The following is a 25,830-nucleotide window of genomic DNA, read 5'->3' as shown; positions in this document are numbered from 1 at the left end:
TTCTTCACAGTCTCGTTGGATATGATGAATTTGTAGGAATGATTAAAATATATAGTATGAATGCTGAACATATTCATGAATGCTTTTAATAGTTGATAAGGTAAGTTCGATATACATTTTGGCACTGTGTGATGATAAATCCCATCTTTCCATTGTGCGTGCTTCCAAACTATGTCCTGCCATATTTCTTATATCCCCAATAGCAGCACCTATACTTGCCTGTTTGTTGTGAAGTTTATTATCTAATAAACCAAGATTATTTCTATAATTATATAAAGCATTTATAACTTGTCCAATCCCATTTTTCCCACTTACATTCACACCAACTATCATCGATATTCTTCTTAAGAAATCTTCAAATGCTCTTCCAACGCATTCAATTGCACCTCGAGCATCTTCTTCACATTTTTTATATCCATTTACCAATTCTTCGATTTCAACTGATGAAAGAGCAGAAAATGCCTCTCCTCCCAAAATATTGGAAATATATATTCTTATAGCCATATCATCATCTAAAGAAAATGATATTGGATTAATATCCACTAATTGATTTCTTATTGATTCAGTAATGAGAAATCCGTCATCACTCTTAGTAAAGATACCTACAGTTATCCCCCATGTCATAAATAGGTCTTTCAAAAACACATCATTTTTTCCCTCGAAACGATATAGTGAATATACTTTTCGCGATGATTCTTCAATGGATTCATCATTTAAATGATACTGAATAAATGTTATAAAAGGTTCATATTCCTGTATAAATTTTCTTATTACATTAAGTCTTGAAGCTTTGTCTGGGGTTTTCCCCAACTCATTTATGTACGGAGTTATTGTTCCATCTTCATAAATAATATTTAACATTCTACATATTGCTATACTACTTCTTATGTATGCTTCGCTTTTATTTGTAAATTGTTTCAATTCTCCAATCTCTATTGCACCATTATTACTTGCCACAAAGCAGGCTACATCTGCAACAAGTAATAGCGGCACATTATGACTTGGAAGTTTTTTAAACATAAAATTTAATCCTCCTCAAATTTCCCATAAGCGTACTTAAAGAAAATTTCTATCTTTTCATCACTCCATTCACTCATATCTACATTTATTGTTATATGAGGACTTCTCACGACATTAATTTTCTCATTTCCGTTAGCATTAGTTGTTAATTGAATTGGTATTTCGCCCTGAATATCATCCATAAGATTATTTTCAGTAAATACTGCATCCTTAATATCCTCTTGCTCATTATGAGATGTACATGTATCACAGCTACCTTGGGAATCTATTAATCTTTGTATTCGTTCTTTAGTATCACTTTCCCACTCAATGCGCGTAGAATTGCTACCTCTGCCTATCACATATTTTCCTAGTTCTAGGTAATCCAAAATACTCATAAACAACTTCGCACCATCTTCACGATTTCTTTCAGTAGAACCATAATTTGCTTTTCCCCAGAAATTAACAATTTCATCCACTTCAGTTTCATTTAGATTATCTTTTTGCAGTAAACTCATCAAAAACACTTCATACGGCGGATAGGTTACTAGCATTTTAACCATTTCATTTTTTCTATCTTCGTCTTGAGAATATACTACTTTCCGTCCTTTATCAGTAAACTCAAGCGAGTCAATCTCTACAAATCCTAATGTTCTCAATGCCGACTTTGTATTTGTGTACGCCGAACCACCTTTTCCGAAGATAGCTTTTACTTCATCTTCTTTTTTCTTTCTCTTAAGGGTATCAAGAAGAAGTAGCATATTATCAATTGTAGAATATGCAGGTAAATTATTTCCATTTGTTTTTGCCATTTTTTTGCCTCCAGAATTTTTCTTTAACTATACACCTATAATATATGTTTTTCAAGTACTTACAGGCACTTAAGTGTTTGTATTTTTTATACAAACACTATCATTCGGTTAAAATGTGTTTTATTTAGTCATATGAGTACAAATTTTATTTTCCAATATTCTTTTAAATCCCCAATGCAAATCGTCTTACCAAGCACTGAATTTGGCTAACCAAGTTCGCTTGTTAGGGACGTTCGTCCCTAAAACCCTTTATTAGCTTGAAGTATTCAAAATTTAATGATATACTTATAAACATTAAAGAACGATTCATTTATATTGGTGGTGAAAAATCATGTGCATAAATAAGAAAAGGAAAAACAAAGTATGGCTCCATGCAAAGCCAGTATAATGAGCGACATTTGCATGGAGTAATTATAAGTCGCTAATATAATATTGCTGGCTTTGCTACTTGACTTTATTAATCAAGGAGGAAGCTTGCATATGAAATACATCAATGCAAATACAATTCTCCCTGATATGTTGGTCGAGGAACTGCAAAAATATGTGCAAGCGGGTTATATCTATATACCCGCCAAAGACGAACAACATAAATCTTGGGGTGAATTATCTGGTTACCGAAAAGAACTTTATAAACGCAACAAAATCATCATAAAGAAATATCAGAACGGTGTTTCGATTGAGGAACTTGCGGAGCAATACTATCTTTCGGTATATGCCATAAGGAAAATAATATATCAGAAATGATTACAGGGAGCTGCTGAAAAAGCAGCTCTCTTTTTCTACTGATTGTTTCTGCATTGTTTGGTGTATTGAGAATCGCTCTGTTGATGTGTACAATTATGATATAGCATTTTCAACAGGAGGACTACAAAAATGGCGAACTCTAAAATTTTATATCCACGGACAGCTGATACGCAGACTATTTATCTAAAAAATGCAATTACCGATACAAACATTACTGTGGGAGATTATACCATGTATAACGATTTTGTAAATAACCCTATGGATTTTGAAAAGAACAATATTCTTTATCACTATCCGATTAACCACGACAAACTCATTATAGGAAAGTTTTGTTCAATTGCCTGCGGTGCAAAGTTTCTTTTTAATAGCGCAAATCATACAATGGCTTCTCTGTCCACATATCCATTTTCCCTATTTTTCGATGAGTGGGAACTTGAGAAAAAGAATGTTACAGAGGCGTGGGATAACAAAGGGGATATTATTGTTGGCAATGATGTCTGAATTGGATATGAAGCAGTCATTTTGGCAGGTGTTACGATTGGCGATGGTGCAATTATAGGGACTCGTGCTGTTGTCACGAAAGATGTCCCGCCTTATACAATTGTAGGAGGAGTGCCAGCAAAACCTATCAGAAAACGGTTTGATGATGAAACAATCGCAAAGTTGCTTAAATTGAAATGGTGGGATTGGTCAGAAGAAAAAATAGTTCAGAACATCCAATCGATTAAGTCTGGTCATATAGAGCAATTAAGATATTGAGGTGTGTGAAAATGGCTATTACAAAGAAAATAACTACAATAGATGGAATTCCTGCAATTATTTTTGGAGTACCGTCAAGAAAGATATATTTATATATTCACGGTCAAGGCGGAAATAAAGAGGAAGCACAGAGTATCACCAAAGTTATTTGTAGATATGATTATCAGGTTTTAAGTATAGATTTGCCAGAGCATGGAGAAAGAAAAGACGAGATTGATTCGTTTGACCCGTGGCATATTGTGCCAGAGTTGACTGGTGTTATGGGATTTGTAAAGATGCATTGGGAACGAGTGTCTTTATTTGCAAACAGCATAGGGGCTTGGTTTAGTATACTTAGTTTCGGCAATGAATGTTTGGATAATTGCCTGTTTGTTTCGCCCGTTCTGGATATGAAGCAACTCATATTAAAAATGATGGGTTGGACGAATGTTACAGAGGAACAGTTGAAGAAAGAGCTTATTATACCTACCACATTCGGTCAAACCCTTTCTTGGAGGTATTGGGAATATGCGCTATCCCATCCGATTACAAAGTGGGAAGTTCCTACTAAAATACTATATGGCGGAAGGGATAATTTAATTGACCGTGATATAGTGGAACATTTTGCACATAAATTTCATTGTGGCTTAGATGTGATGGAGAGTGGCGAGCATTGGTTTCATACGGAAGAACAATTAAAAGCTATACGTAAATGGCTAATTACAAATCTAAAAAGCAAAGAATTATCAAAAGATGAAAGGTAAATATTGTTAAGAGATTATTTCAAAAGTGAGGAAAGGCAGAATGAGTGAAATAAAATGGGTGCGCTGTCCTGTCTGTAGCAGTAAAACCCGTGATAGACTTAGAGAGGATACTATTTTGATAAACTATCCTCTTTACTGTCCGAAATGTAAACAGGAAACTTTGATTGAAGCAAAGGACTTGCAGATAACAATCATCAAAGAGCCAGACGCAATGACTCAGAGCCGATAAACTTGTGAGCAATCACAGTTTGTCGGCTCTTTTCTTTATAGAACATAGGTAGGACAAGTCCACCAAATAAAAAAACAGTGTTTTGGTGGACTGTATCTTCATGCCCAAATGAAAATAGTTTTACCCTACAGACCTGTTTGAGTTTGGAGGGATTTTTTTGCTTGCAAGCGATGACTTTCGTTTACATATATACTACCAAAGAATAGCAGGTAATCTGTTAAAAAAATTCTCATCAATACACAGGGGTTTTGCACCTCAAAAGTAGAAGTCAAATCTCTACATAATAGAAATAAATTCTCCCTAAACCGTAAAGGTATGACAGTCCTTGCGGTTTTTCTTTTGTCATTTTTTGCAGGAATACGCCGTAAGGCTGTTTCTGGCGTTGGCTGTCGCTCCCCGCCCCTCAATCTGGATTTTTAGTATTTCAAAAATTCAGATTGGGGGAAAATTCAAATGGCATACAACCACGGACGGGAAGAAAGGAAATGGCGTATCTGGAAAGAAGCCGAGGAAACGATTTTACGGAAATACGGTGTTGATGAGGATACCATTGAAGAAATCCGCACCTATGACCGAGCAGAGTTTAATTCTAATAGGCGGTTTTACCGTCGGACAAGCGATTTTGGAGAATACCTTGAGGGAATGGCAGAGGTAGAGCCTTTTGTAGATGTAAAGACCGTTACGGATTTACTGAATGAGATTGATAACGAAAATCTGTATCAAGCATTACTTACGTTGGACAAGCGTACCCTGCAAATCGTCCTGCTGAAAATGCAGGGTTATTCTACAAAGGAAATCTCGGCAATCGTAAACCTATCTATAAAGTCCATTTACAAGCGGATAGAAAGGCTGCGTAATAAGCTAAAGCAATTTTAAAGGCTAAAGGGAAATTTCTATCTTCCTGCGGGTTATTGGGTGAGAGGCTTAAAAACCTCTCGCCCATTTTTTTAGCAGGAGGAAAGACAAGTGACTTTTATGAACAGGGTTTACACGCTCCGAGAGGGAAGCTGCGCCGATGGAGTGATGAAATATTTTATCAGCTTTAAGGACAGCACGGGAGTGTTTCAGAGTTTGGATGTATTGAAAGAATTGTACTTTGCGTTTCGGCAGTTGGAACGGAAAAACCGCACTCTCCAACAGTCCGACCAACACCACAAGGAATTTAACGAGGTCTACGAAGAAACACTGAACAGACGGGCAAGATACATTCCCAAAAGCGTTGAAGAAATCATTATTGAAACAGAACGCTCGGAATTGCTGTATAAGGCGATTAACAGCCTGCCCGAAATTCAAAGGCGGCGTTTCCTGCTTTATTATGAGTACGACTATAGCAATTACGAAATCGCCGCTATGGAGAACTGCACGGCACAGGCGGTACGACGGTCTGTAATTATCGCTAAAGAAAAGGTAAAGGCGCAGATGAAGCAATATCTCTGTGCTTGATACTGAGAAAGGATTGAATGATGAACGAGCAGAATGAAATTATTGAAGATATCACTATCCGAGAAGAAATCGACAGTATCTACGATATGCTTGCCGAATTACCAAAGGAAAAACGCCTTGCCTTTTTTGAACAAATCTCCAAGCCTAAAGAATTGGATTTTGTACAGGAATTTGACGGCATTTACTATGTTGTTTGCTCCCATTTTGACAATAGCAAAGCCGAGAATATGGTGGACAAGGTACGCAGGATAGTGTTAAAAAGCGAACAATAGAAAAGATTATCACTTTAAAGCATTGAAGTAAGACGGTAGATATGGTAAAATAGCATTACTACAAACATCATATCCGACTGTCGGAAAGGAGTTAATTTTGAACAGACAGTCAGATAAAATAACCGCTCTTTATTGCAGACTATCAAGAGATGATGAACTGCAAGGTGAGAGCAACAGTATTACCAATCAGAAATCAATCGTAGAAAAATACGCAAACGAAAACAGATTTAAGAATACTAAGTTCTTTGTAGACGACGGGTATTCGGGAGTAAGTTTTACAAGACCAGCTTTTATGGAACTGATGGAGCTTGCCGAAGCAGGACAGATTGAAACCATCATTGTCAAAGACCATTCAAGGCTCGGACGAAACCGCCTTGTTGTCGGTCAGCTTTTGGAGGAAGATTTTGTGCGTTTAGGCGTTTGGTATATCGCTATTATGGATAATATCGACACAAAAGATGGACTCAGCGATTTTCTTCCCGTGCAGGACTGGTTTTATGAAATGCATGCCAAGAATACATCAAAGAAGGTGCGTGCGGTATTTCAGAACAAAGGTATGTCGGGTAAACCGCTGACAACGGTAATTCCATACGGCTACAAGAAAAATGAAGCTAATCCCGATGAATGGCTTGTTGATGAGGAAGCCGCCGAAGTTGTGCGGAAAATATTCCGCTTATGCGTTGAGGGGTATGGACCGACACAGATAGCAAACATTCTATTTTCGGAGGGTATTCTAACGCCAACAGAGCATTGGCAAGCGAAGGGCAGAAAGACATCGGCACTTCCGGCTATCCCTCATAAATGGGCGGCAAGAACGGTCGCAGATATTCTTGAAAGGCAGGAATATATCGGTGATACGGTAATCTTCCGTTCCACTACACGTTCATTTAAGGGTAAAACGAAAATTGAGCGACCAAAGGAAGAATGGAAAGTCTTTGAGAATACCCACGAAGCCATTATTAATAGGGAAATTTGGGAACTTGTGCAGACGCTTCGTGCTAACAAACGCAGACCAAACCGCACAGGCGAGGTCAGTATGTTTTCGGGATTGCTTTACTGTAGGGACTGCGGCGAAAAACTGTATTACAGCGTAACAAATAATTACAGCCGAGAGCAGGCATATTTCTTCTGCTCTAACTACCGTAAAAATACGGCAAACTGCACCGCACATTATATTCGGGAAAAGGTCGTCTATGCCTTAGTGCTTGAAAGCTTGCGGCGTGTTCTGTTTTATGTACAAGCGTTTGAAAAACAGTTTGTGCAGGAACAGCTTGAGAAATCGAGTGAGGAGCAGAAAAAGGAGCTTGCCAAAAAACGCCGAGAGCTTGCAAAATCCGAAAAGCGTATTACAGAATTAGATGTATTATTTCAGCGGATATATGAGGACAATGTATCGGGCAAACTGAATGATGAGCGTTTTGCAGTCATGTCGGCAAATTATGAGGAGGAGCAGAAATCTCTAAAAGAAGCTCTTTCGCAGTTGAAAGCTGATGTTGAAGCACAAAATGACAAGACGGAAAATGTATCAGCGTTCATCCAAAAGGTCAAGCGATACACGGAAATCGAGGAGCTTACTCCTGCCATAGTCAATGAATTTATCGACTGCATTATGGTTTCAAAAAAGCAGGTCATAGATGGAAAAACCGTATATCCGATTGATATTTACTACAACGGCGTTGGTATCATAACAGCCCCGTCTGCTGAAGAATATGAAGCAATGTTCCAAGAACGCTTGAAACAGAAGCGTTCCCAAAAAGAAAAAACGGCATAGCCACGAATGACTATACCGTAATCTCTCAGAGCAGCCCTCGTCCCTTCACTTCCTTATGTGAAGGGGACGAAATGGGAGCCACTTTGAAAGTGAATGGATGAACATTCGCATAGATTTACCAGAATCTTTAACAATGGCCTCTGATGAGGATATTGCCGATGCAGTTGATGTGGGGAAGGCATATACGACTGAAGAGAGGGCAGATTTGATTGAGGAAACCTATGAGCAGGGAACAGTGATTTATGAAATGATGGCTGCGGCGGCGCCAGGGATACCCAATATTAATATCGTAGTCCAGAATACGGGCATGAAAAATATTACTTCTAAGCAGCTGGCCGAGTATGCCAAACAAAATTTGGAAAGCTCCCTGGAGGAAGGAGCGGCCTACACACCGGTAGAGGATATCCATACAGTGGAAATTGCCGGTGAAAGCTATGAATGCCTCAAAGCAAAATTGTCAGCCAATGGAGTACAGATAAATTCAGAGCTTTATGTAAGGGTAAAAAGTGAGTATTCAATAGAAATGACGGTCACTTATACAGATGATACAGCCGGATTAAAAGATGAGCTGCTGGCTTCGGTTAAGCCTTATGTGTAAAGCGCTCATACACCGCAAAGGCCGTATTTACAAGGCCTTTGAAAAAAATAACCGTGGAATCAGCTTCCACGGTTACTAAAAATTACTGAGCGTGCGGGGATTCGAACCCCGGACAACTTGATTAAAAGTCAAGTGCTCTACCACCTGAGCTACACGCCCCTACTATAAATATAATACCCTGCTTGTCCAGGTAAACTGGGCTAGCTGGATTCGAACCAGCGAATGCAGGAGTCAAAGTCCTGTGCCTTACCGCTTGGCGATAGCCCATTAAAGACTTATGTCTGACACTGCGTTGCCAGTACTATAAAAAGTAAAGGTGGGTGATGGGACTCGAACCCACGATATCCAGAACCACAATCTGGCGCGCTAACCAACTGCACCACACCCACCATAACGAGCCTGGGGGGATTCGAACCCTCGACCTACGGCTTAGAAGGCCGTTGCTCTATCCAGCTGAGCTACAGACTCATGAAATATATCCCCTAATCTGGCTCCTTACAACTTCTTGGCTGTAAGAAAGCGGGTGATGGGAATCGAACCCACGTATCCAGCTTGGAAGGCTGGTGTTCTACCATTGAACTACACCCGCATATCGGGGTGACAGGATTCGAACCTGCGACCTCCTGGTCCCAAACCAGGCGCTCTAGCCAAGCTGAGCCACACCCCGATGGTATTTTGTCAGTTTTACCGTGACACAAGGGTTATTATATAATAACACTATCATTATGTCAACAATTATTTTCCATTTTTCAGGGGTTTTTTAAAGAAATATGAAAAATTTGCCAATTAAATAGTTTTTTCGTCTCATAGCAGTGTGTTACGGCCATACAAGCAATACCCGGACCAATACTTGATTTTAGTGCAGGTTCAGGGGACACTTTTATGACTGTCCAGTATAGACTACTGCGAACTTTTGTTTTCGGTTTTGAGGCAATGCATTTGTCCAGTCTACCTTTTTTGAAACTGTCTCGTTTGTTTTGTCAATAGCCTCCTGTATTTCCTTGATATCTATATCAAATTCAATTAATTCATCCAGCGATAGGTTATACAATACGGCAAGTTTTTTTGATTGGCATATGTCTGGCAAGGTTTCGTCACGCTCCCATTTGCTGATTGCTTGTCTGGATACTCCTAACTGATAAGAGAGTTCCTCTTGAGATAGTCCAGCTTCCTTCCTCAATTTTTGTATTTTCTCTCCAAAGGTCATTCTGTGTTCCTCCTTTCGCTATCAGCATACGATTTTTGTCGATAGCACACCACCAAAATGTAGTTGCTTTTCCGCAACAAGGGGTTGCAACCACAGAAATCAGCAAATTTTTATCATTTTCAAAAACGGATTGCTCATTTTCGCACCTTACAAATTCCAGGTTTTCTAATCGTTCCATCTTCCTGAACTTTCGTTCAAAAAGTATCCCCGGCTCTGCTCGGTCAACTGGGATTTATCATTAGACAAAGCCTACCCATATCCCAACTACTATAAGTAATGTACCGAGTATTCTTCCCACAATTCTTGACTTCTGATAGCCTAAAAGAGCAACGGTTTCAGGCGTAGTAAATGGTAGCGCAACAGCAACTATACCCATTACTATAATTCCATCTCCAATAATGAAGTCACTGTTTGATATAACTCCATAAAACATAACTAGAAATCCTATAATTATTCCGATAATAAAATATTTAATTCTGCTTTCAGCCTTTTCAATATTTTTTGTATAGCTATTTTCACATTCATGGCAACAAAACTCAAAACTGCCACTTATTTTTTTGCCACAATATTTGCATTTTTTCATTTTTATCACCTCGACAACTTCTAAGTTGTCGTTCTGACATATATTTCTGTATTTCATCAGAGGTCAATTTTCTTATCTGCGTATTTGCATATTCTCTGTATTCTTCAATAATAAAAACTGGCTTCATATCTTTACAAATTTTCCCTTTGTTCTTTTTTAGATATAACTGTAAGTCCTCGATGTTCGCAAAGATTTTGTATGAAAGTCTGCCATTTTCACTTTTTAGTTCATAAATACCACATGGCTTTTTCATACTATAATCAGCAGTACGTAAATACAATTTTGCAATTTCTAACGATTTAAAAGGAAAGTTCCATCGTTGTAATCCACGTTTAGAATCATGTTCAATGCAAATGCACCGTCCACAAGTTCCACAAATGTATTGTGTATGATTTTCTAAACAATCCAATGGATTTAAGAGTGGTGTTATTCTGTTTTTATCAACATAACATTCTACACACATTTCCATTTCACTCCTTTTGCGACTTCTAATTTTTCTTTCAGTTAAACTAGGATTTGTTTATTTCTTCTTTTTCGGTTTCGGTGCTGGCAACTCCTCATACATCGCACTAAACAAACCTGTCAAAAATACTTTATTATCAACTTCATCTACCAACAACATTTCTTTTGCCCCCTCATAGGGTAACTCATGCGGAGCTGTTGGCATATAACTAATTGCTGATTTTACTGGTTTGACAAGCAATCTATCATCATAGATACCGCCGACAATCTTGCCACGATAATAGATAATAAATTCTCCCATCATGGCACGATATGTAATTTCTTCTAATTCGGATAACTGCCCTAAAATAAACTCCAAATATTCTTTGCTTGATGCCATATTTCCACCTTCACTTCGTATTTTTCAGTCAAATAAGCTGAAATTTATTGAGTCACCTCTACAATTTGTTTTAGTGAATCATAATCAACAAAATCAACTTTTTTGTTATAGGTTTCTATCAGTGCCTTATCTTCTTGCGTAAGGCTTTCAACTGGCTTGTTTTTAAGAGAATGATATAACATTTTCATCATAGTCTTGTGCTTGAAATTCAATTTGCTGTAATCAATCCCACCTCTTAAATGAAAAACAGATGAAATTTTTAATAAATGTTCTGGCACTTGTTTTTTTATGGAATTACTGATATTGCTTATATTTTCCTTATCACATACATCTGCTAATCCTACTGTCACGATAACCAGCTTTGTATTTGGAGATAATTGTTTAACTGTATTCTTTAACCCTTTAATGCCGCCTGCATATAAACCACCAAAATAGATTATTCGCTCATAATCAGTCAAGGTTTTTATATCTTCATAGCTGATAACTGGAAATCCCGTCATTTCTGCAAATTTTTCTGCATATTGCTTTGTTGTACCATACTGACTGCCATATATAATTAAAGTATTCATATATCATTTCCTCTACAACTTCTTATTTTTCTTTCAGTTAAACTCGGATTTATCGCATACAGGCATTTACAAATTTCATAGGTACATCCATGCGTTCTGCTACTTGTTCTGGTGTCATTCCACTATTTAAGAAACGCTTGCATACTATTTTCATGTTCTCGCCAACTTCGATAATATGTTTATCTGGGTCATAGAAACGAACAACACGCTGTCCCCATGAATGTTCTACAATAGGGTGGACATATTCAACATCAAATTCTTTCAGCTTATCCGCAAATTCATCAAAATTATCTTCTTCAAAGTAAATTTCAAAGTTATTTCCACCAAAAGAAATATCGCTCTTCCCGATAAAGTCTTTATATGTTTCAACTGTCTGCAAAGCCAAACCGCCTGTTAAAGTTTTATTTGCCCCAAAATCCATAATCACATGAAGCCCAAAAAACTTTTTGTAAAACTCGACTGATTTGTCTATATCTGTTACTACCAGCATGGGATTTTTCAATTTCATTTTCGCTATCTCCACATCTTCCAATTTGTCTTTACATTTATTATATCATTCATCTTTAAGGATTGTCATTTCTTTTCTGCTTATGAAAAGTTACTTATCCGTCTATGTTTTGTAAAGGGTGCTGTTCAGCATTGCTTACACAACAAGCCCTTGACAAACCACAGCCTGATAAGTTTAGAGTAATCAAGCAGAAATGAAATAGTCTGCTGTTTCACATCAATAAAAAAGAGATACCAAAACACATCTATGTAGTACCTCTTAATTCAATAACAATATTCTTTTATCCGCAAGCAGGTAAACACAGGTTGTTCCTTAATATCCTTTTGTTTGGGAAACGCCTGTTTCCCATTTGGATATGGTCTGACGGCTTACACCTAGTTTTTCTGCAACATATTCCTGAGGCACTCCTTTTTTCTTCCGTGCCTTAAACAAATTATTTCCTAAACTCATAGCATTTCCTCCTTTATGTGATTATATCATTATTATACTGCTTGGAGGAGCAGGATTCTATCAATGCTATGATGCAATTTTGCCCCTATTTTTAACATTTTACCTTAATGTGGGTTCCCCTCATGACAAAAATGGCGGTATCATGCACGATACCGCCGTTTTTGCTTTTCGCACTCAAGATATACTAAAAATCCGAAGCCGTTCCTGCCCGGAACCGGATTCGGATTTTTAGTATATCTTGAGTGCGGGTGACAGGACTTGAACCTGCACGTCGTAGACACTAGATCCTAAGTCTAGCGCGTCTGCCATTCCGCCACACCCGCTTATTATATAACAGTACTGAACCTATTTTGCCAGGATGCTGAAATTGGATGGCGTATTTGGGAATCCATACCAAAGACATCCCTGGGTATGATTTTATCGTACAGGCCCAAACTTGTCAAGAAATAACTTTCCGGATAGGAATACTTTACTATTAAAACTTAACTTGTACAAAGCTTTTGCTTAAGTAAGTATCCCCCTTATGACGAGGGCATAGAATAGTAGCCTGGTACCATTGCGGCTAAAATATTTGACTTTTGCCGGGAAATATATTACAACTAAAGATAAATAGAATTATCAGAAAGGAGGGGGGAGAAATGGCAAGTATCAGAGATGTAGCCAGAAAGGCTAATGTGGGATCCACAACAGTATCAAGAGTATTAAATAACAGCGGTTATGTATCAGAAGAGACAAGGCAGAAAATAGAAGAGGCTATGAGGGAACTCAATTATACTCCAAATGAACTGGCCAGAAATTTGTTTCATAAGAAGACAGGAATTATTGCTGTCCTGGTGCCAAGTGTATCACATCCATTCTTTGCAGAGTTTGTAGAGTGCCTTGAGGCAGAGTTATATAAACAGGGATATAAGACAATGCTCTGTAATACAGTGAAGGAAAAGAACGCTGAGCTGGAATACTTGGATATGCTGAACAGGCATATTGTTGATGGAGTGATAACAGGGGTACATTCTTTGGATGTGGAGGAGTACCGGAAAATACATAAGCCCATAGTGGCAATCGACCGCTATTTGGGGGAAGATATACCTGTGGTGGCTGTGAACCATAAAAGAGGCGGCCGGCTGGCTGCTGAGGAATTTATAAAAAGCGGATGTAAGAATGTCCTGCATTTTTGTGGATCCCGGGCAGTGGAATCCCCATACCACGACCGGCATTATGAGTTTGAGCGGATCATGAAGAAGTACAATGTGACAACGTATCCTTATCAGTTAGAGTGGAATCGTTTCGATACAGAATATTATAAAGAAACCGTATCCAAAGTATTCGAGATGGGGATAGATTTTGACGGTGTATTCGGCGTGGACCAGCCGGCCATCAGATATATGTATGAGGCCATCCGAAGGGATAAAAAGATACCAGAAGATATAAAGATAGTGGCATATGACGGCACATTTATAACAAAGGTAATTGAACCCCAAATTACTGCAGTGGTTCAGCCGATGGAGAAGTTGGCAAGCGAATCTGCGAGATTAATTTCCAGGCTGGTGAATGGTAAAAGCTATAAAAACAGGCGTGTTTTATTGGATGTAGAGCTTAGAAAAGGAAAGACAACCTTATGATTGTGAAAAATATACAAAAGGATACGTTAATATTTTGTAGATATAAACAAAAAGAATAGAAAACATAAAAACAAGGTTGACATTTTTTATAAGTGGTGTAATATAAGGGACATAAAGTAACAGGCAAGGCATTAGATTAAGTATTATTTTTTTTACCTGATTATGGAACCCGTTCCATAATCAGGCGCCAACAGCTAATCAACATCAAAGCCTTCGGGCATATATTTTTTCTAAAACATGGAACGGGTTCCATACGATGGAAAAAAAGAAATTTTCAAAAAAAGGAGGAAAAGAGATGAAAAAAGGAATTTTAAAAAAACTATTGTCTGCCGCCTTGGTGGGTACATTGGCAGCCGGCCTATTGTCGGGCTGCAGCGGCGGGAGCGATTCGGCCCAGAAGGACGAGAACGGGGCCGTTACAATTAAATTTGGCATTCATGTAGCCAATCCCCAGGAACAGGAGGCCGTCACATATAATATTGTCCAGGCTTTTAATAAAGAGTATGAGGGGAAGTATAAAGTCGAGTTTGAGGCGTCTGATAAGGAATCACATTCTAAAAACATGAAACTTGAGGCCTCGGATGGAACATTGCCGGAAATATTCTGGCTGGATGCCAGTGAAGCTCCTGAATACAGTGAATCTGGTGTCCTGATGGATCTGTCAGGTTTTCTGTCTGAAAATTCTGATATTTCAGAGGCGCTGGGAGGAATGGAAAGTGCATTTAAGGATGAAAATGGACAGTATGGATTACCATACCAGTGCAATGTGCAGGGGATTTTTTATAACAAAGATTTATTTGACAAAGCTGGAGTAGCTTACCCCACAGATGAAACTACATATGAAGAATTTATTGAAATGATTAAAAAGTTGAAGGAGAGCGGCGTTACACCTTTATCCATCGGCAGTAAGAACAGTGCATATGCAATGTGGGAATTTAATGAGACTCTTGCAAGGTATGGATGGGAAGAAAATATTGATAGTATTTTAGAGGGAAAAGAAAAGTTCAATAATCCAGATATGACAGCTTGTTTTGAAAAGCTGAAAGGAATATCAGAAGCAGGTGCATTTCCTGAAAATATGGCAACTATTGAATATTTTGATGCAAAGCAGCTATTTAATGAAGGAAGAGCGGCCATGTTTGGTACCGGCCAGTGGGACTGCGCAGAGTTTGATGAAAATATCGGGGAAAATATTGGCTTCTGGTGGGGACCCAAATTCACAGATACTGATTATAACCAGGATATTGCTATGAAAGTTCCGTCAGCGCCTATTGTGGTAAATGCAGAAGTAGCAGATGATGAGGCGGTGGCAGAGGCAGTGTCCGAATTCCTGAAATTTTATTATGGGGAAGAGGCGGCAAAGATTTCTTATGAAGGCTCTATTTTTCCGGCCACAAATTATTCAGATGTAGCAGCAAAGGAGAGCCAGTATTCTATGAATGCAATGCTGACAGCATTAGCAGCCGGCTGGGGAAGTCCTGAGGCCGCGCCTGACCTTACAGTGACATCTGCAGTACAGGAAGCGCTCTATAATTCTATGTTTGGCGTAATGCAGGGGACTTATGAACCATCTGAGGCCCTTGATAAGATAGACGAAGCCTTATCTTACAGTAACTAGTTAGACTACAAAGAATACCTTTATAGTTCACGCAGGCCAGAAATTGGCCCTGCGTGGAATATAATGTCTCTGGTTTAACTCAGACAGTAAAACCAACCACAAGGGGGAAGGGTATGCACTGGTTAAGTAAAAGAAAATACAAGATAGGCCTTCTGATTCCCACAATACTGGTTTACAGCGTTTTTATAGTCCTGCCTATAGTAATCGCGGTAGGATACAGCTTTACGAAATATTCGGGGATTGGAAAGGCAAGGTTTAACGGGTTCACAAATTATATCAGGTTATTTCAGGATAATGTATTCTGGATTTCCCTGAAAAATACAATGATTATTTTTGTGCTGGCATTTATCCTGCTCCTTACACTTTCGTTTTTGATAGCTTTACTGTTAAATAATAAGCTGAAGGGCACGGGTTTTTCGAAAGCATTTATTTTCTCGCCGGCCATTATAGCGCCTATTATTGTGGGAATCATATGGGTTTATATTTTGGATCCTAATATAGGGGTCATTAATAATGTATTAGATACTATTGGGGCAGAGGGATTGAAGCATAAATGGATTGGCGGAGAAGTGTTTTCACCGTACAGCATAGCAGTGATTTATTTCTGGCAGCAGCTTGGATATCTTGTGACAATCTTTATTGCCGGGTTAAAAATGATACCGGAGGATGTGCTGGAGGCAGTGAAAATTGATGGGGCAGGCCCGGTCCAGAAAGTACGTTATGTTATTATTCCGATGATGCGGACAACTATCTCCACGGTATCCGTGCTGATTATTACAGGTGTGTTTAAAATATTTGAAATTGTACAGCAGACCACAGGAGGAGGCCCCAATCATTTGTCAGAGACCCTTGTTACATATAGCTATTCCATGACATTTACAAGCAGCGATTATGGATACGGGATGTCCCTGGCCACAATTACATTTGTACTTTCGCTTATTATTACAGGAATTTATTCCTTTCTGACCAGGGAGAGGGGGGGGGACAGGATATGATAAATAAAAAGAAGAAAACTCTTATGTATGCCCTGATGGTTTTTATTACGCTTCTGGTAGTATACCCGTTTATATGGATGCTTGTGCTTTCCTTTAAGACAAATTCAGAGATTTTATCTGCCCCCCTGTCTCTGCCGAAAAGTTTGAACCTGGAAAATTACAAAAATGCATTTGAGACATTGGATTTTGTACGCTTATATGGAAATACTTTTTTTGTCTGTGCAGTCTCACTTATATTAGAGCTGGTGATTACGTTTTTCAGCTCTTTCGTCCTGGCCAGAATGGAGTTTAAAAATAAGAGGGCGGTTTCACTGATATATGGATTTTTAATTATGGGACTCTCCATATCTCCGTTTATACTGTTGTTTCCTGTTTATAAAATTAATGTGGCATTTGGGCTGAGGGGGAAACTGGCACTTATTTTTCCCTATGTGGCCACCTCCATTTCCTTCAATACGCTGCTGCTGGTGGGATATCTGAAGTCCCTTCCTACGGAGATTGACGAAGCTGCTGTTATTGATGGATGCAGTATATGGGATTTAATGCTGAAAGTAATTCTTCCCATGGCAAAGCCAGTAATTGCCACAATTGTAATTTTTAATGTGTTATATATATGGAATGAGTTTCCATTTGCCTCAGTTATGCTGCGGGATGTTTCGGATTATACACTTTCTATGGGTGCCTCCTTTTTTAAGGGGACGTATACAGTGGACTATGGCGGTATTGTGGCTTCAAGTATTATGATTATAATACCAGAGCTGATTTTTTATGGTTTCTTCCAAAAAAATATAGTAGAAGGGATGACCGCTGGCGCCGTAAAAGGGTAATAGATGCAGTACGGCCTGCAGATACAAAGAAATTATAGGTTGTATACAGCTTCACGTATGCTTGGGGGCGCCTGCCCCGCCTGTCCCTGCAGATATATAGGTAAAATTGTAAATGATTAAGAAAAGGAGATTGTATAATGAGTAAAGTATCAGGATTATTTCAAGATTTGACAACTGTAAAACAAGCTAGGAACGGAAGGCTTGCGAGCTGGGACCAGAGGGGAAAGAACCAGGATTATTGGGAAATTCCGGCCAAAGAAAGTATTACCCTGGGGGAGATTGAAGGGCCGGGGTGCATAACTCATATTTGGATGACATCGTCCTGTAGAAAAGTTAAGGCGCCCAGTATTCTTGACCCAGTACAGAACGCTTCTGCGGCTCCGGTTATGGAAATACATCCGGCGCTGGGGGTTATATGGGACGATTATGATCCGTTTTATTATAGAAAAGCGCTGATTAAAATCACCTGGGATGACCAGGATACCCCCAGCGTGCTGGCCCCTTTTGGAGATTTCTTCTGTATCGGGAACTGCTATCCGGGGAATTTTACTTCCCTCCCATTTAATGTCTCATTAAAGCCGGAGGAGGCAGGCCGTTATGGAGCGCCTTGTTCCGTATCATGCTATTTTCCAATGCCATTTAATAAAAAGGCAAAAATAGAAATCATAAATGAGAATGACCTTCCGTTTATTTTATATTTTAATATTGATTATGAGATGTATAAAGAGCCGCTTGACAAAAATACGGCATATTTCCATGCAAGCTGGCACAGGGAGAATCCCTGTGAGGGATGGGGGCCTGACATCCAGGTAAATTCCCCTGAGGTAAATAATGTAACGAATTTTAAAGGGGAAGGAAACTATACAGTGCTGGATGTAGAGGGGACAGGCCACTATGTGGGCTGTAACCTGACTGTGAAGCATTACCAGGGAAGCTGGTGGGGAGAAGGCAATGATATGTTTTTCATTGATGGAGAAGAGTATCCAAGCCTGAATGGCACAGGGACAGAAGATTATTTTAACCATGCATGGGGGATGCAGCGCAACGCATTTCCATTCTTTGGGACAATTGTCCATGAAGGGGATACAGACGGATTCCAGGTTTCATACCGTTTTCACATTACAGATCCGGTGAGGTTTGAGAAAAAGCTGCGTGTAACTATAGAGCATGGACATGCAAATCACTTGTCTGACGATTGGAGTTCCACCGCATACTGGTATCAGATACTGCCTACAGCCAAACCTCTTACTATTCTTCCTGTGGAAGAGCGGCTGCCTAATGTGCCTGCTCTTCCAGAACGTAAATTAAGGCAGCCTGAGCTGACTGGGGAAATGCAGGCGGCCAGGGAGTCCTACGCAAAACGTTGGGAGGAATATTCACCGGCAAGGCAGGAGCAGTTCAGGATTAAGGAAGAAAAGGCCCGCAGAGAGTCTAAACTGAACACGGAGTTTGCAAAGAAACTTCGTGAGGAATATAAATAGGAAAAAACTGGAGGAGTCTTATGTCTAAAGAATTAATGCGGCAAAATATTGAGAAGGCTCAGAGAGAGATTGACGCGAAAAAGGAAATAGTGGGGCAGGGAAGGATGAGGCAGCATTATCATTTTATGCCTCAGACGGGATGGCTCAATGACCCCAATGGCCTGATTTATTTTAAGGGGAAATACCACTTCTTTTATCAACATAACCCATATGAAGGCTTTTGGTCAAGTATGCATTGGGGCCATGCAGTGAGCGAGGATTTGTTCCACTGGGAGTATCTTCCTTTAGCACTTGCACCCAGTGAGAACTACGATAACCATCATCAGGGAGGATGTTTTTCAGGAAGTGCAATTGAGCATGACGGAAAATTATTTCTGATGTATACAGGAACAACTAATAATGGATGTGGATTTGAACAGTCTCAGTGTATTGCGTACAGTGAAGATGGAATCCATTTTGAAAAATATGAGGGGAACCCGGTTTTGAAAGCGCCTGAGGGCGTCCCCGGGAATTTTTTCAGGGATCCGAAACTGTGGAAGCACGGCGGCACGTACTATGTAATATGCGGGGCCAACAAGGGCGGCATGGCCCAGGCGCTCCTGTATAAGTCTGAAGATATGCTTAACTGGGAATTTGTAAATGTATTGGCGGAGAGCAGGGGAGAGTGGGGATATATGTGGGAATGCCCGGATTTCTTTCCTGTGGGGGATAAGTACGTACTTATGTTTTCTCCTATGGGAGGAGGAGAGAGGACCAGTGTTTACCTTACAGGGGATTTTGATTACAGCACTGGAAAGTTTTACCCTGTAGTTTCCGGCGAGATTGACTGGGGATTCGATTACTATGCGCCCCAATCCTTTGAAGCGCCGGATGGCCGGAGAATTATTGTAGGGTGGGCCAATGCGTGGGACTGGATGCCTTTCTGGAAAGACTGGGGGCCTACATACCGGGAGGGATGGTGCGGATCCTTTAACCTGCCAAGAGAGGTTGTGCTATGTGAGGATCAGACATTGAAATTTCTGCCTGTCAGAGAAGCAGAAGAGTTAAGGCAGAGCTGTAAAGAACGAAATGAGGTGATCCTCGGGGAGGGTGAACCCCTGGCACTGAGGCAGGGAAATGTTTTTGAAATGAAATTCAGAATCCGCCTTACTGAATCAACTGCACGGAAAATTTCGCTAGTGCTGCGGGTATCCGGAGAAATGAAAACAGAAATTACTTTTGATATTGAAAAGGCCGAAATTACATTCGACAGAAGCCGTTCGGATGGCTGGAGTAAGGGGGTTGCCAGGAGTCCATTGAATTTAATGGGAAAAGAATATCTGGATATCCATATTTTCTCGGATAAGAGTTCTTTAGAGCTTTTCAGTAACGACTATAAAAATAATATATCCTGTAATGTATTTTTGCCCCAGGAGGACTGCAAGAATTATATAGCAGCCACAGGGGGGAGAGCAGTTATTGAAAAAATGGAAAGCTGGGAAATAGCTAAAACAATGTAAAAATAGTTTTGCAGGCAGCCTTGGCTCTTGGCTATAGTTATTTGCCCGAAAGAGGCAGGAAAGCTTTGGCACTGTAAACCAGGCGGGGAGACTATCTGGTTTACAGTGCCTTTATATGATTTATACATGCCTGTAGGAACCGGTTTTAATTTACAAGGTATTGGATTTGCGGTATGCAAATTCAGGGACGCCATCTTTGGATGGCACATCTACCTCCCCTTGTATGAGCGGCCTTGCGTAAGAGACAAAATCCTCACTGATATCTGTTCCATCATTTGTTATCCACGTGGTGGGTACAGTCTTTTCCTGATTGCAGACTATATTCACATCTGCTGTGATATAGTTAATAGCATAGGAGGATCCTTCAGTTCTTTTGAAAGCTATCATCTTTCCAGTTTCTCCGTCGAGAGCACATTTTACTCCATAGGCCCCAGAGGCAATGGCCTCCTTATGGTCTGTTTTTGACAGCATGGCAGAAGAGCAGCGCTGGCATACATTGAGTTCAATAGACCGCACCTTGACGCCGAGTTTTTCCTTTACCAGGTTCTCAAGATATTTGCCGGAGCCTGTCAGCATTTTATGCCCGAAGGCGTCCACTCCCACATCGCTGGAAAGTTCACAGACGAAGGTGCCATTTTTGTCATGTATCCCTTCCGAAATGCAGACAACTAGGTTAGGTGTGCATACCAGTGCCTCGCTGACGCGCTGGATAAATGTATCCTGGTCAAAATCAGCCTCCGGCAGGTATATGAGCACTGGATTGTCTCCTTTAAACTTCCTGGCCAGGACGCTGGCGGCAGTAAGCCATCCGGCATGGCGCCCCATAATCTCCACGATGGTGACAGAATTTTTATGATCATATACAGAGGCGTCTGTTGAAATCTCCCGTACGGTAGAGGCAATATATTTTGCGGCACTTCCAAAACCAGGAGTATGGTCCGTTTCTGTCAGGTCATTGTCTATTGTTTTGGGGATCCCGATAAAACGAATGTCACTTTCGCATTTTTGGGCATATCGGGACAGCTTGCTGACCGTGTCCATGGAGTCGTTCCCTCCAATATAAAAAAAGTATCCGATATTCAGTTCCATAAATTTCTCAAAAAGGCTGGCATATACAGGGTCTTCTAGATTTTCAGGCATTTTATATCTGCAGGATCCCAGGTAGGAGCCGGGTGTAGTCTTAATAAGTTCAAGCTCCCCGGATTCATCTACTGGCCTCATATCCATATAATGATTCTGGAGAAATCCTTCAATTCCGTTGATCATGCCATAGATTGTCCCTATAGAATCCTCTCTGTTGAGGGCCTCATAGATAACTCCGTAAAGACTGGCGTTGATCACTGCAGTAGGGCCGCCGGATTGTCCGACGATTGCATTTTTTTTCATAGTCATTCAATACCTCCATTGTATTTTTCAGGTTGTTTAGAGCGTGCCTGCACATCTTATAAAAATCCCTTTCGCCTGCGGGGCACATTAATAATCAATGATGTCCTAAAGTAACTATAAAGGATAAAGAGATATTTGACAACTGGGGAGTGTTTGAAAACAGCAGGTATTTCTATAAAAATAGTTGGAATATTAAGAAATGTGCAGTATAATTTTGTAATTAAAAGGAAGAGGTATTTACTATGAAATATATAACATTTGCAATCCCATGTTATAACTCAGAGGCTTATATGGAGAAAGCGGTAAATTCCATATTGAAAGGCGGAGAAGATGTTGAGGTCATTATTGTAAACGACGGATCAACGGATAAGACTAAAAAGATAGCCAAGCGTTTTGCAGAGCAGTATCCATCTATCGTCAAAGTAATAAATAAAGAAAATGGAGGGCATGGGGATGCAGTTAATTCTGGCCTTACCCATGCAGCCGGCAAATACTTTAAGGTGGTGGACAGTGACGACTGGGTGGATGAAGAGGCACTGATGAAAATTTTGGATACTGTCAGGGGGTTTGTACAGGCAGGGACAGATGTGGATATGGTTATATCTAACTACGTCTATGAAAAAGCAGGCGTTTCCCATAAGAAAGTCATGCGCTATAAGAATGTGCTTCCCCAGAATCAGGTTTTCCACTGGGATGATATAGGGCATTTCCACCTGGATCAGTATATACTGATGCACTCTGTGCTTTACCGGACTGAGATGCTTAAGCTGTGCCAGTTAAAACTGCCCCGGCATACATTTTATGTGGATAATATATATGTATATTACCCCTTGCCCCATGTCAGGACAATGTATTATATGGATGTAGATTTTTACAGATATTTTATCGGCAGGGAGGATCAGTCTGTAAATGAAAAAATTATGATATCCAGGGTTGACCAGCAGATATTTGTGACAAAGTGTATGATTGGGATGTATGAACTCAGGATGATTTCGAGTAAAAAGCTGAGAAAATATATGGTTAATTATCTGGCTATCATGATGACTGTGTCATCTATTTTATGTATCCGCTCCAAAAATAAAGAAAATTTAGAGAAAAAAGCAGAACTGTGGGGATATTTAAAGAAGAAAGATTACAAGACTTATATGAAAATACGCTATGGCATTTTGGGACAGACAATCAATTTGCCTGGCAGATCAGGACGTAAGGTATCTTCCATGGTTTACAGTGTGGCAAGAAGATTGATAGGCTTTAACTAAATATCCAGCCCAAAGGGCCAATCCACAGCAAAAAGCTGTGAAATAAGGTATATTTTACCGTCTATGGTACATACTACTTATAAAAAAGGAGTGTGTATTATGGCTGTTAATTTTGCAGAAAGCAAAACAAAAGAAAATCTGATGAGGGCCTTTGCGGGTGAGAGTCAGGCGAGGAATAGATATACGATTGCGGCGGACAAAGCCAGAGATCTGAAGATGTATACAATTTCTGATATTTTCCTGTATACTGCAGATCAGGAGAGGGCCCACGCTGAAAGATTCTATGATTTACTTGAAGATATGGCAGGCGAGACTATTACGATTGATGGAAGCTATCCAGTAGACCAGCAGCCTACCTTGGCAGAGCTTTTACGGGCGGCGGAGCATAATGAGAGAGAGGAATATGAGGATGTCTATCAGGCGTTTGGAGATACGGCGAAGGAAGAAGGGTTTTTAGAAGTAGCTTCTGCGTTTTACCAAATTGCAGAGATCGAGCATACTCACCAGATGCGTTTTGCAGAGGTGGCTAAAATGCTGGAAGATAATCAGTATTATGCAGGTATTGAGGAATGCAAATGGATCTGCACTAACTGTGGATATATCCATGAAGGGAAGCAGGCGCCCTCAGTTTGCCCAGTGTGCCGCCATGACCAGGGATACTTCCTTCCCTATGTGTTTGCACCGTATAAAGGAGAGGGAAAATAAATACTGTGAAAGAGGTGTACTATAAAGAGTTCGCCTAAGTACACGGCTAAAAAGGCGTCTCTTCGGCTAAAGCTGGGGAATAGGATATAATTAGTTTGTCATAAGGAGCGGTGAATGAGCCAAAAAATAGAGAATCTTCTGAATCTTGCTTTAGATGCTACGGAAGAAGAGCGTATAAAATCACTGGAACTAGAAGTTGGATTCTATCCCATTGATAAAGTATGGGATTTGATCATTAAATATTCTGGATCCCTGGACAGAGTCCGGGAGCTGGCAGAGACAGTGACAGAGCTGACCAATGAATATGCGATCCTGACGGTCAGAGAGAATTTGGTGGAGGCTCTTTCGGCTGTTCCACAGGTTGAATATATTGAGAAACCAAAGAGGCTGTTCTTTGAAGTGGCAAACGGAAAGAGAGTTTCCTGCATCAATGCGGTGCAGAGAACTCCTTTTTCTTTGCGGGGGAAGGGAATACTGACAGCTGTGCTGGACAGCGGGATTGACTATGCAAACAGGGATTTTAGAAATGCGGACGGTACCACAAGAATCCGTGTATTGTGGGATCAGACTATACAGGGGAACCCGCCCCAAGGTTATGCCATCGGGACAGAATATACCCAGGAACAGATTGATGAGGCGCTTTTACAGCCGGACCAAGCTGCCAGGGAGGCCGTTGTCCCCAGCCGGGACATATCAGGGCACGGGACGGCAGTGGCGGGAATTGCAGCAGGAAACGGTGCAGGGAGTCCTGGCGGGCAGAATGCAGGGGTCGCCCCAGACAGCGACCTGCTGATTGTAAAATTGGGAAGTCCCAGACAGGAAGGGTTTCCCAGGACTACAGAATTAATGCAGGCTGTAGACTATGCTTTAAAAAAGGGTTTGGAGTATGGGATGCCGGTGGCTGTGAATATTAGTTTTGGGAATACATATGGGTCACACGACGGGACATCTCTTCTGGAGCGATATTTGGACGATATGTCAAATTACTGGAAATGTGTCATTTGCGTGGGCAGCGGAAACGAAGGAGTAAGCGCAGGGCATACAGCCGGAGTGCTCGAAGAAAATATAGAAGAGGCAGTCCAGCTTGGGGTACAGGTGAATGAACCCACTGTAAATGTGCAGATATGGAAATCCTATGTGGATGAAATTGATATATCCATAGTCAGTCCCTCCGGCATCAGAGTCGGGCCTATCCAGGAAATCCTTGGCCCTCAGCGTTTTGTGCTTGGCCAGACAGAGATCCTGCTTTACTATGGCGAACCCAGTCCTTTTAGTGTGAGGCAGGAGATTTTTATTGATTTCCTTCCCAGGCAGTCTTTTATAGACAGTGGTGTTTGGAGGCTGATATTGACGCCTAGAAAAATCGTGACAGGGGAATACCAGATGTGGCTTCCCAGCCAGAATGCTTTGAACATAGGGACTGCGTTTCAGTTTCCAAAAAGTGATATGACATTGACAATTCCCTCCACGGCCTCCAGAGTCATTACTGTAGGCGCATATAACGGACTGACATTTAGCTATGCTGATTTTTCCGGCAGGGGGCCTGCTTCTGTGTACAGCAGTCCCATTACATCAAAGCCAGATTTGGCTGCACCTGGAGTTAATATTACAACAGCTGTGCCTGGAGGCGGATATGCCAGTTTCAGTGGCACATCATTTGCGACGCCATTTGTGACAGGGAGCGCGGCCCTTTTGATGGAGTGGGGGATCTTGAAGGGAAATGATGCCTATTTATATGGTGAAAAGGTGAAGGCTTACCTGCGCAGGGGTGCACAGAGACTGCCGGGATTTGACAGGTGGCCTAATAACCAGATGGGATGGGGGACATTGTGTGTTAGGGAGAGCCTGCCAGTATAGCATGTCCGAGGCCACTCATCCCATGCCCCATATAGGGGGTTCCTAAAGTATATGCC

Annotated in this window: 27 protein-coding genes, 7 tRNA genes and 1 pseudogene; 18 read left to right on the top strand and 17 right to left on the bottom strand. The window is 40.6% G+C overall.

What is annotated here, in order from left to right:
- Positions 1 to 42: 42 nt before the first annotated feature.
- Together EFA47_RS13025 and EFA47_RS13020 are read right to left on the bottom strand one after the other, a co-directional pair.
- Positions 43 to 1,020 carry a hypothetical protein gene (locus EFA47_RS13025; protein WP_122643671.1) on the bottom strand — a complete coding sequence of 326 codons (978 nt, stop codon included), beginning with the start codon at positions 1,018 to 1,020 and terminating at the stop codon, positions 43 to 45.
- A 5-nt stretch (positions 1,021 to 1,025) separates the two neighbouring features.
- Positions 1,026 to 1,811, bottom strand: a complete 786-nt coding sequence (locus EFA47_RS13020; RefSeq protein WP_122643670.1) for a hypothetical protein — start codon at positions 1,809 to 1,811, stop codon at positions 1,026 to 1,028.
- Positions 1,812 to 2,291: 480 nt separating this feature from the next.
- Here EFA47_RS13020 and EFA47_RS13015 point away from each other — a divergent pair, with 480 nt between their 5' ends.
- The 9 genes and pseudogenes from EFA47_RS13015 (at position 2,292) to EFA47_RS12970 (ending at position 8,370) form a co-directional block, all read left to right on the top strand.
- Positions 2,292 to 2,555 (top strand): CD3324 family protein, encoded by a 264-nt coding sequence (locus EFA47_RS13015; RefSeq protein WP_206215530.1) that lies wholly within the window; start codon positions 2,292 to 2,294, stop codon positions 2,553 to 2,555.
- Positions 2,556 to 2,684: 129 nt separating this feature from the next.
- Positions 2,685 to 3,314: pseudogene (locus EFA47_RS20500) on the top strand (CatB-related O-acetyltransferase).
- Between the two features lie 11 nt (positions 3,315 to 3,325).
- Positions 3,326 to 4,057, top strand: a complete 732-nt coding sequence (locus EFA47_RS13005; protein ID WP_122643668.1) for an alpha/beta hydrolase — start codon at positions 3,326 to 3,328, stop codon at positions 4,055 to 4,057.
- 40 nt (positions 4,058 to 4,097) lie between these two features.
- A complete protein-coding gene (locus EFA47_RS13000; RefSeq protein ID WP_122643667.1) occupies positions 4,098 to 4,286 on the top strand; it encodes a cysteine-rich KTR domain-containing protein in 189 nt (62 codons plus the stop codon).
- Positions 4,287 to 4,739: 453 nt separating this feature from the next.
- Entirely contained in the window at positions 4,740 to 5,162 is a 423-nt protein-coding gene (locus EFA47_RS12990) for a sigma-70 family RNA polymerase sigma factor (protein WP_122643665.1), read from the top strand.
- 99 nt (positions 5,163 to 5,261) lie between these two features.
- On the top strand, positions 5,262 to 5,729 hold the full coding sequence (locus EFA47_RS20070; RefSeq protein ID WP_330512232.1) for an RNA polymerase sigma factor: 468 nt from the start codon (positions 5,262 to 5,264) through the stop codon (positions 5,727 to 5,729).
- A 17-nt stretch (positions 5,730 to 5,746) separates the two neighbouring features.
- Positions 5,747 to 6,001 carry a hypothetical protein gene (locus EFA47_RS12980; RefSeq protein ID WP_122643664.1) on the top strand — a complete coding sequence of 85 codons (255 nt, stop codon included), beginning with the start codon at positions 5,747 to 5,749 and terminating at the stop codon, positions 5,999 to 6,001.
- Positions 6,002 to 6,098: 97 nt separating this feature from the next.
- Positions 6,099 to 7,772, top strand: a complete 1,674-nt coding sequence (locus EFA47_RS12975; protein ID WP_122643663.1) for a recombinase family protein — start codon at positions 6,099 to 6,101, stop codon at positions 7,770 to 7,772.
- 97 nt (positions 7,773 to 7,869) lie between these two features.
- Positions 7,870 to 8,370, top strand: coding sequence for a hypothetical protein (locus EFA47_RS12970; RefSeq protein ID WP_122643662.1), 501 nt, complete (start codon positions 7,870 to 7,872; stop codon positions 8,368 to 8,370).
- A gap of 86 nt (positions 8,371 to 8,456) precedes the next feature.
- Here EFA47_RS12970 and EFA47_RS12965 read toward each other — a convergent pair.
- The 14 genes from EFA47_RS12965 to EFA47_RS12900 all read right to left on the bottom strand — a co-directional run bounded on the left by EFA47_RS12965 (position 8,457) and on the right by EFA47_RS12900 (position 12,851).
- Positions 8,457 to 8,529 (bottom strand) — tRNA-Lys (locus EFA47_RS12965).
- Positions 8,530 to 8,565: 36 nt separating this feature from the next.
- Positions 8,566 to 8,637 (bottom strand) — tRNA-Gln (locus EFA47_RS12960).
- Positions 8,638 to 8,685: 48 nt separating this feature from the next.
- Positions 8,686 to 8,759, bottom strand: a tRNA-His gene (locus tag EFA47_RS12955).
- 5 nt (positions 8,760 to 8,764) lie between these two features.
- Positions 8,765 to 8,838, bottom strand: a tRNA-Arg gene (locus EFA47_RS12950).
- Between the two features lie 50 nt (positions 8,839 to 8,888).
- Positions 8,889 to 8,959, bottom strand: a tRNA-Gly gene (locus tag EFA47_RS12945).
- Between the two features lie 3 nt (positions 8,960 to 8,962).
- Positions 8,963 to 9,037 (bottom strand) — tRNA-Pro (locus tag EFA47_RS12940).
- 213 nt (positions 9,038 to 9,250) lie between these two features.
- Positions 9,251 to 9,577 carry a helix-turn-helix transcriptional regulator gene (locus tag EFA47_RS12935; RefSeq protein ID WP_122643661.1) on the bottom strand — a complete coding sequence of 109 codons (327 nt, stop codon included), beginning with the start codon at positions 9,575 to 9,577 and terminating at the stop codon, positions 9,251 to 9,253.
- A gap of 238 nt (positions 9,578 to 9,815) precedes the next feature.
- On the bottom strand, positions 9,816 to 10,160 hold the full coding sequence (locus EFA47_RS12930) for a DUF2116 family Zn-ribbon domain-containing protein (RefSeq protein WP_122643660.1): 345 nt from the start codon (positions 10,158 to 10,160) through the stop codon (positions 9,816 to 9,818).
- Positions 10,114 to 10,623: a hypothetical protein gene (locus EFA47_RS12925; RefSeq protein ID WP_206215528.1), complete on the bottom strand. Its 510-nt coding sequence runs from the start codon at positions 10,621 to 10,623 to the stop codon at positions 10,114 to 10,116. Before EFA47_RS12925 ends, EFA47_RS12930 begins: the two co-directional genes overlap by 47 nt.
- 57 nt (positions 10,624 to 10,680) lie before the next feature.
- Positions 10,681 to 11,001: a TfoX/Sxy family protein gene (locus EFA47_RS12920; RefSeq protein ID WP_122643659.1), complete on the bottom strand. Its 321-nt coding sequence runs from the start codon at positions 10,999 to 11,001 to the stop codon at positions 10,681 to 10,683.
- A 44-nt stretch (positions 11,002 to 11,045) separates the two neighbouring features.
- A complete protein-coding gene (locus tag EFA47_RS12915; protein WP_122643658.1) occupies positions 11,046 to 11,570 on the bottom strand; it encodes a flavodoxin domain-containing protein in 525 nt (174 codons plus the stop codon).
- 49 nt (positions 11,571 to 11,619) lie between these two features.
- On the bottom strand, positions 11,620 to 12,078 hold the full coding sequence (locus tag EFA47_RS12910; RefSeq protein WP_122643657.1) for a VOC family protein: 459 nt from the start codon (positions 12,076 to 12,078) through the stop codon (positions 11,620 to 11,622).
- Between the two features lie 312 nt (positions 12,079 to 12,390).
- Positions 12,391 to 12,528 (bottom strand): helix-turn-helix transcriptional regulator, encoded by a 138-nt coding sequence (locus EFA47_RS12905; protein WP_122643656.1) that lies wholly within the window; start codon positions 12,526 to 12,528, stop codon positions 12,391 to 12,393.
- A gap of 243 nt (positions 12,529 to 12,771) precedes the next feature.
- Positions 12,772 to 12,851 (bottom strand) — tRNA-Leu (locus EFA47_RS12900).
- A 315-nt stretch (positions 12,852 to 13,166) separates the two neighbouring features.
- Here EFA47_RS12900 and EFA47_RS12895 point away from each other — a divergent pair.
- The 6 genes from EFA47_RS12895 to EFA47_RS12870 all read left to right on the top strand — a co-directional run bounded on the left by EFA47_RS12895 (position 13,167) and on the right by EFA47_RS12870 (position 20,567).
- Positions 13,167 to 14,147 carry a LacI family DNA-binding transcriptional regulator gene (locus tag EFA47_RS12895; RefSeq protein WP_122643655.1) on the top strand — a complete coding sequence of 327 codons (981 nt, stop codon included), beginning with the start codon at positions 13,167 to 13,169 and terminating at the stop codon, positions 14,145 to 14,147.
- A 295-nt stretch (positions 14,148 to 14,442) separates the two neighbouring features.
- Positions 14,443 to 15,765 (top strand): ABC transporter substrate-binding protein, encoded by a 1,323-nt coding sequence (locus EFA47_RS12890; protein WP_122644535.1) that lies wholly within the window; start codon positions 14,443 to 14,445, stop codon positions 15,763 to 15,765.
- Between the two features lie 113 nt (positions 15,766 to 15,878).
- Positions 15,879 to 16,760, top strand: a complete 882-nt coding sequence (locus tag EFA47_RS12885; RefSeq protein WP_122643654.1) for a carbohydrate ABC transporter permease — start codon at positions 15,879 to 15,881, stop codon at positions 16,758 to 16,760.
- Positions 16,757 to 17,587 (top strand): carbohydrate ABC transporter permease, encoded by an 831-nt coding sequence (locus EFA47_RS12880; protein ID WP_122643653.1) that lies wholly within the window; start codon positions 16,757 to 16,759, stop codon positions 17,585 to 17,587. The genes EFA47_RS12885 and EFA47_RS12880 overlap by 4 nt, the downstream gene beginning before the upstream one ends.
- 137 nt (positions 17,588 to 17,724) lie before the next feature.
- Positions 17,725 to 19,068, top strand: a complete 1,344-nt coding sequence (locus tag EFA47_RS12875) for a glycoside hydrolase family 172 protein (protein ID WP_122643652.1) — start codon at positions 17,725 to 17,727, stop codon at positions 19,066 to 19,068.
- A 20-nt stretch (positions 19,069 to 19,088) separates the two neighbouring features.
- Complete coding sequence (locus EFA47_RS12870; protein ID WP_122643651.1) at positions 19,089 to 20,567, top strand: glycoside hydrolase family 32 protein; 1,479 nt, start codon at positions 19,089 to 19,091, stop codon at positions 20,565 to 20,567.
- Between the two features lie 150 nt (positions 20,568 to 20,717).
- Here the strand turns inward: EFA47_RS12870 and EFA47_RS12865 are convergent, their stop codons facing one another.
- Complete coding sequence (locus EFA47_RS12865; RefSeq protein WP_122644534.1) at positions 20,718 to 21,953, bottom strand: 6-phosphofructokinase; 1,236 nt, start codon at positions 21,951 to 21,953, stop codon at positions 20,718 to 20,720.
- Positions 21,954 to 22,195: 242 nt separating this feature from the next.
- Here EFA47_RS12865 and EFA47_RS12860 point away from each other — a divergent pair, with 242 nt between their 5' ends.
- From EFA47_RS12860 to EFA47_RS12850, 3 genes are all read left to right on the top strand, one after another.
- Entirely contained in the window at positions 22,196 to 23,212 is a 1,017-nt protein-coding gene (locus EFA47_RS12860; RefSeq protein WP_122643650.1) for a glycosyltransferase family 2 protein, read from the top strand.
- Between the two features lie 99 nt (positions 23,213 to 23,311).
- The gene (gene rbr / locus EFA47_RS12855) at positions 23,312 to 23,917 is read left to right on the top strand and encodes a rubrerythrin (protein ID WP_122643649.1); all 606 of its coding nucleotides are present in this window, start codon (positions 23,312 to 23,314) and stop codon (positions 23,915 to 23,917) included.
- A gap of 114 nt (positions 23,918 to 24,031) precedes the next feature.
- Positions 24,032 to 25,774, top strand: a complete 1,743-nt coding sequence (locus EFA47_RS12850; RefSeq protein ID WP_122643648.1) for a S8 family peptidase — start codon at positions 24,032 to 24,034, stop codon at positions 25,772 to 25,774.
- The last annotated feature ends 56 nt before the right edge of the window (positions 25,775 to 25,830 follow it).

The organism is Luxibacter massiliensis (assembly GCF_900604355.1).
In the GTDB taxonomy this organism is placed as follows: domain Bacteria; phylum Bacillota; class Clostridia; order Lachnospirales; family Lachnospiraceae; genus Luxibacter; species Luxibacter massiliensis.
This window is presented reverse-complemented; position numbering and strand designations above follow the sequence as displayed.

Bases quoted from the DNA above. Each gene is read 5' to 3' on its own strand.
- EFA47_RS12970 (WP_122643662.1), top strand. From the start codon at position 7,870: ATGAACATTCGCATAGATTTACCAGAATCTTTAACAATGGCCTCTGAT.
- EFA47_RS13020 (WP_122643670.1), bottom strand. From the start codon at position 1,811: ATGGCAAAAACAAATGGAAATAATTTACCTGCATATTCTACAATTGAT.
- EFA47_RS13000 (WP_122643667.1), top strand. From the start codon at position 4,098: ATGAGTGAAATAAAATGGGTGCGCTGTCCTGTCTGTAGCAGTAAAACC.
- EFA47_RS12860 (WP_122643650.1), top strand. From the start codon at position 22,196: ATGAAATATATAACATTTGCAATCCCATGTTATAACTCAGAGGCTTAT.
- EFA47_RS20070 (WP_330512232.1), top strand. From the start codon at position 5,262: ATGAACAGGGTTTACACGCTCCGAGAGGGAAGCTGCGCCGATGGAGTG.
- EFA47_RS12865 (WP_122644534.1), bottom strand. From the start codon at position 21,953: ATGAAAAAAAATGCAATCGTCGGACAATCCGGCGGCCCTACTGCAGTG.
- EFA47_RS12850 (WP_122643648.1), top strand. From the start codon at position 24,032: ATGAGCCAAAAAATAGAGAATCTTCTGAATCTTGCTTTAGATGCTACG.
- EFA47_RS12990 (WP_122643665.1), top strand. From the start codon at position 4,740: ATGGCATACAACCACGGACGGGAAGAAAGGAAATGGCGTATCTGGAAA.
- EFA47_RS12935 (WP_122643661.1), bottom strand. From the start codon at position 9,577: ATGACCTTTGGAGAGAAAATACAAAAATTGAGGAAGGAAGCTGGACTA.
- EFA47_RS12875 (WP_122643652.1), top strand. From the start codon at position 17,725: ATGAGTAAAGTATCAGGATTATTTCAAGATTTGACAACTGTAAAACAA.
- EFA47_RS12980 (WP_122643664.1), top strand. From the start codon at position 5,747: ATGATGAACGAGCAGAATGAAATTATTGAAGATATCACTATCCGAGAA.
- EFA47_RS13005 (WP_122643668.1), top strand. From the start codon at position 3,326: ATGGCTATTACAAAGAAAATAACTACAATAGATGGAATTCCTGCAATT.
- EFA47_RS12910 (WP_122643657.1), bottom strand. From the start codon at position 12,078: ATGAAATTGAAAAATCCCATGCTGGTAGTAACAGATATAGACAAATCA.
- EFA47_RS12905 (WP_122643656.1), bottom strand. From the start codon at position 12,528: ATGAGTTTAGGAAATAATTTGTTTAAGGCACGGAAGAAAAAAGGAGTG.
- EFA47_RS12895 (WP_122643655.1), top strand. From the start codon at position 13,167: ATGGCAAGTATCAGAGATGTAGCCAGAAAGGCTAATGTGGGATCCACA.
- EFA47_RS12920 (WP_122643659.1), bottom strand. From the start codon at position 11,001: ATGGCATCAAGCAAAGAATATTTGGAGTTTATTTTAGGGCAGTTATCC.
- EFA47_RS12880 (WP_122643653.1), top strand. From the start codon at position 16,757: ATGATAAATAAAAAGAAGAAAACTCTTATGTATGCCCTGATGGTTTTT.
- EFA47_RS13025 (WP_122643671.1), bottom strand. From the start codon at position 1,020: ATGTTTAAAAAACTTCCAAGTCATAATGTGCCGCTATTACTTGTTGCA.
- EFA47_RS12930 (WP_122643660.1), bottom strand. From the start codon at position 10,160: ATGAAAAAATGCAAATATTGTGGCAAAAAAATAAGTGGCAGTTTTGAG.
- EFA47_RS12925 (WP_206215528.1), bottom strand. From the start codon at position 10,623: ATGTGTGTAGAATGTTATGTTGATAAAAACAGAATAACACCACTCTTA.
- EFA47_RS12890 (WP_122644535.1), top strand. From the start codon at position 14,443: ATGAAAAAAGGAATTTTAAAAAAACTATTGTCTGCCGCCTTGGTGGGT.
- rbr (WP_122643649.1), top strand. From the start codon at position 23,312: ATGGCTGTTAATTTTGCAGAAAGCAAAACAAAAGAAAATCTGATGAGG.
- EFA47_RS12885 (WP_122643654.1), top strand. From the start codon at position 15,879: ATGCACTGGTTAAGTAAAAGAAAATACAAGATAGGCCTTCTGATTCCC.
- EFA47_RS12915 (WP_122643658.1), bottom strand. From the start codon at position 11,570: ATGAATACTTTAATTATATATGGCAGTCAGTATGGTACAACAAAGCAA.
- EFA47_RS13015 (WP_206215530.1), top strand. From the start codon at position 2,292: ATGAAATACATCAATGCAAATACAATTCTCCCTGATATGTTGGTCGAG.
- EFA47_RS12870 (WP_122643651.1), top strand. From the start codon at position 19,089: ATGTCTAAAGAATTAATGCGGCAAAATATTGAGAAGGCTCAGAGAGAG.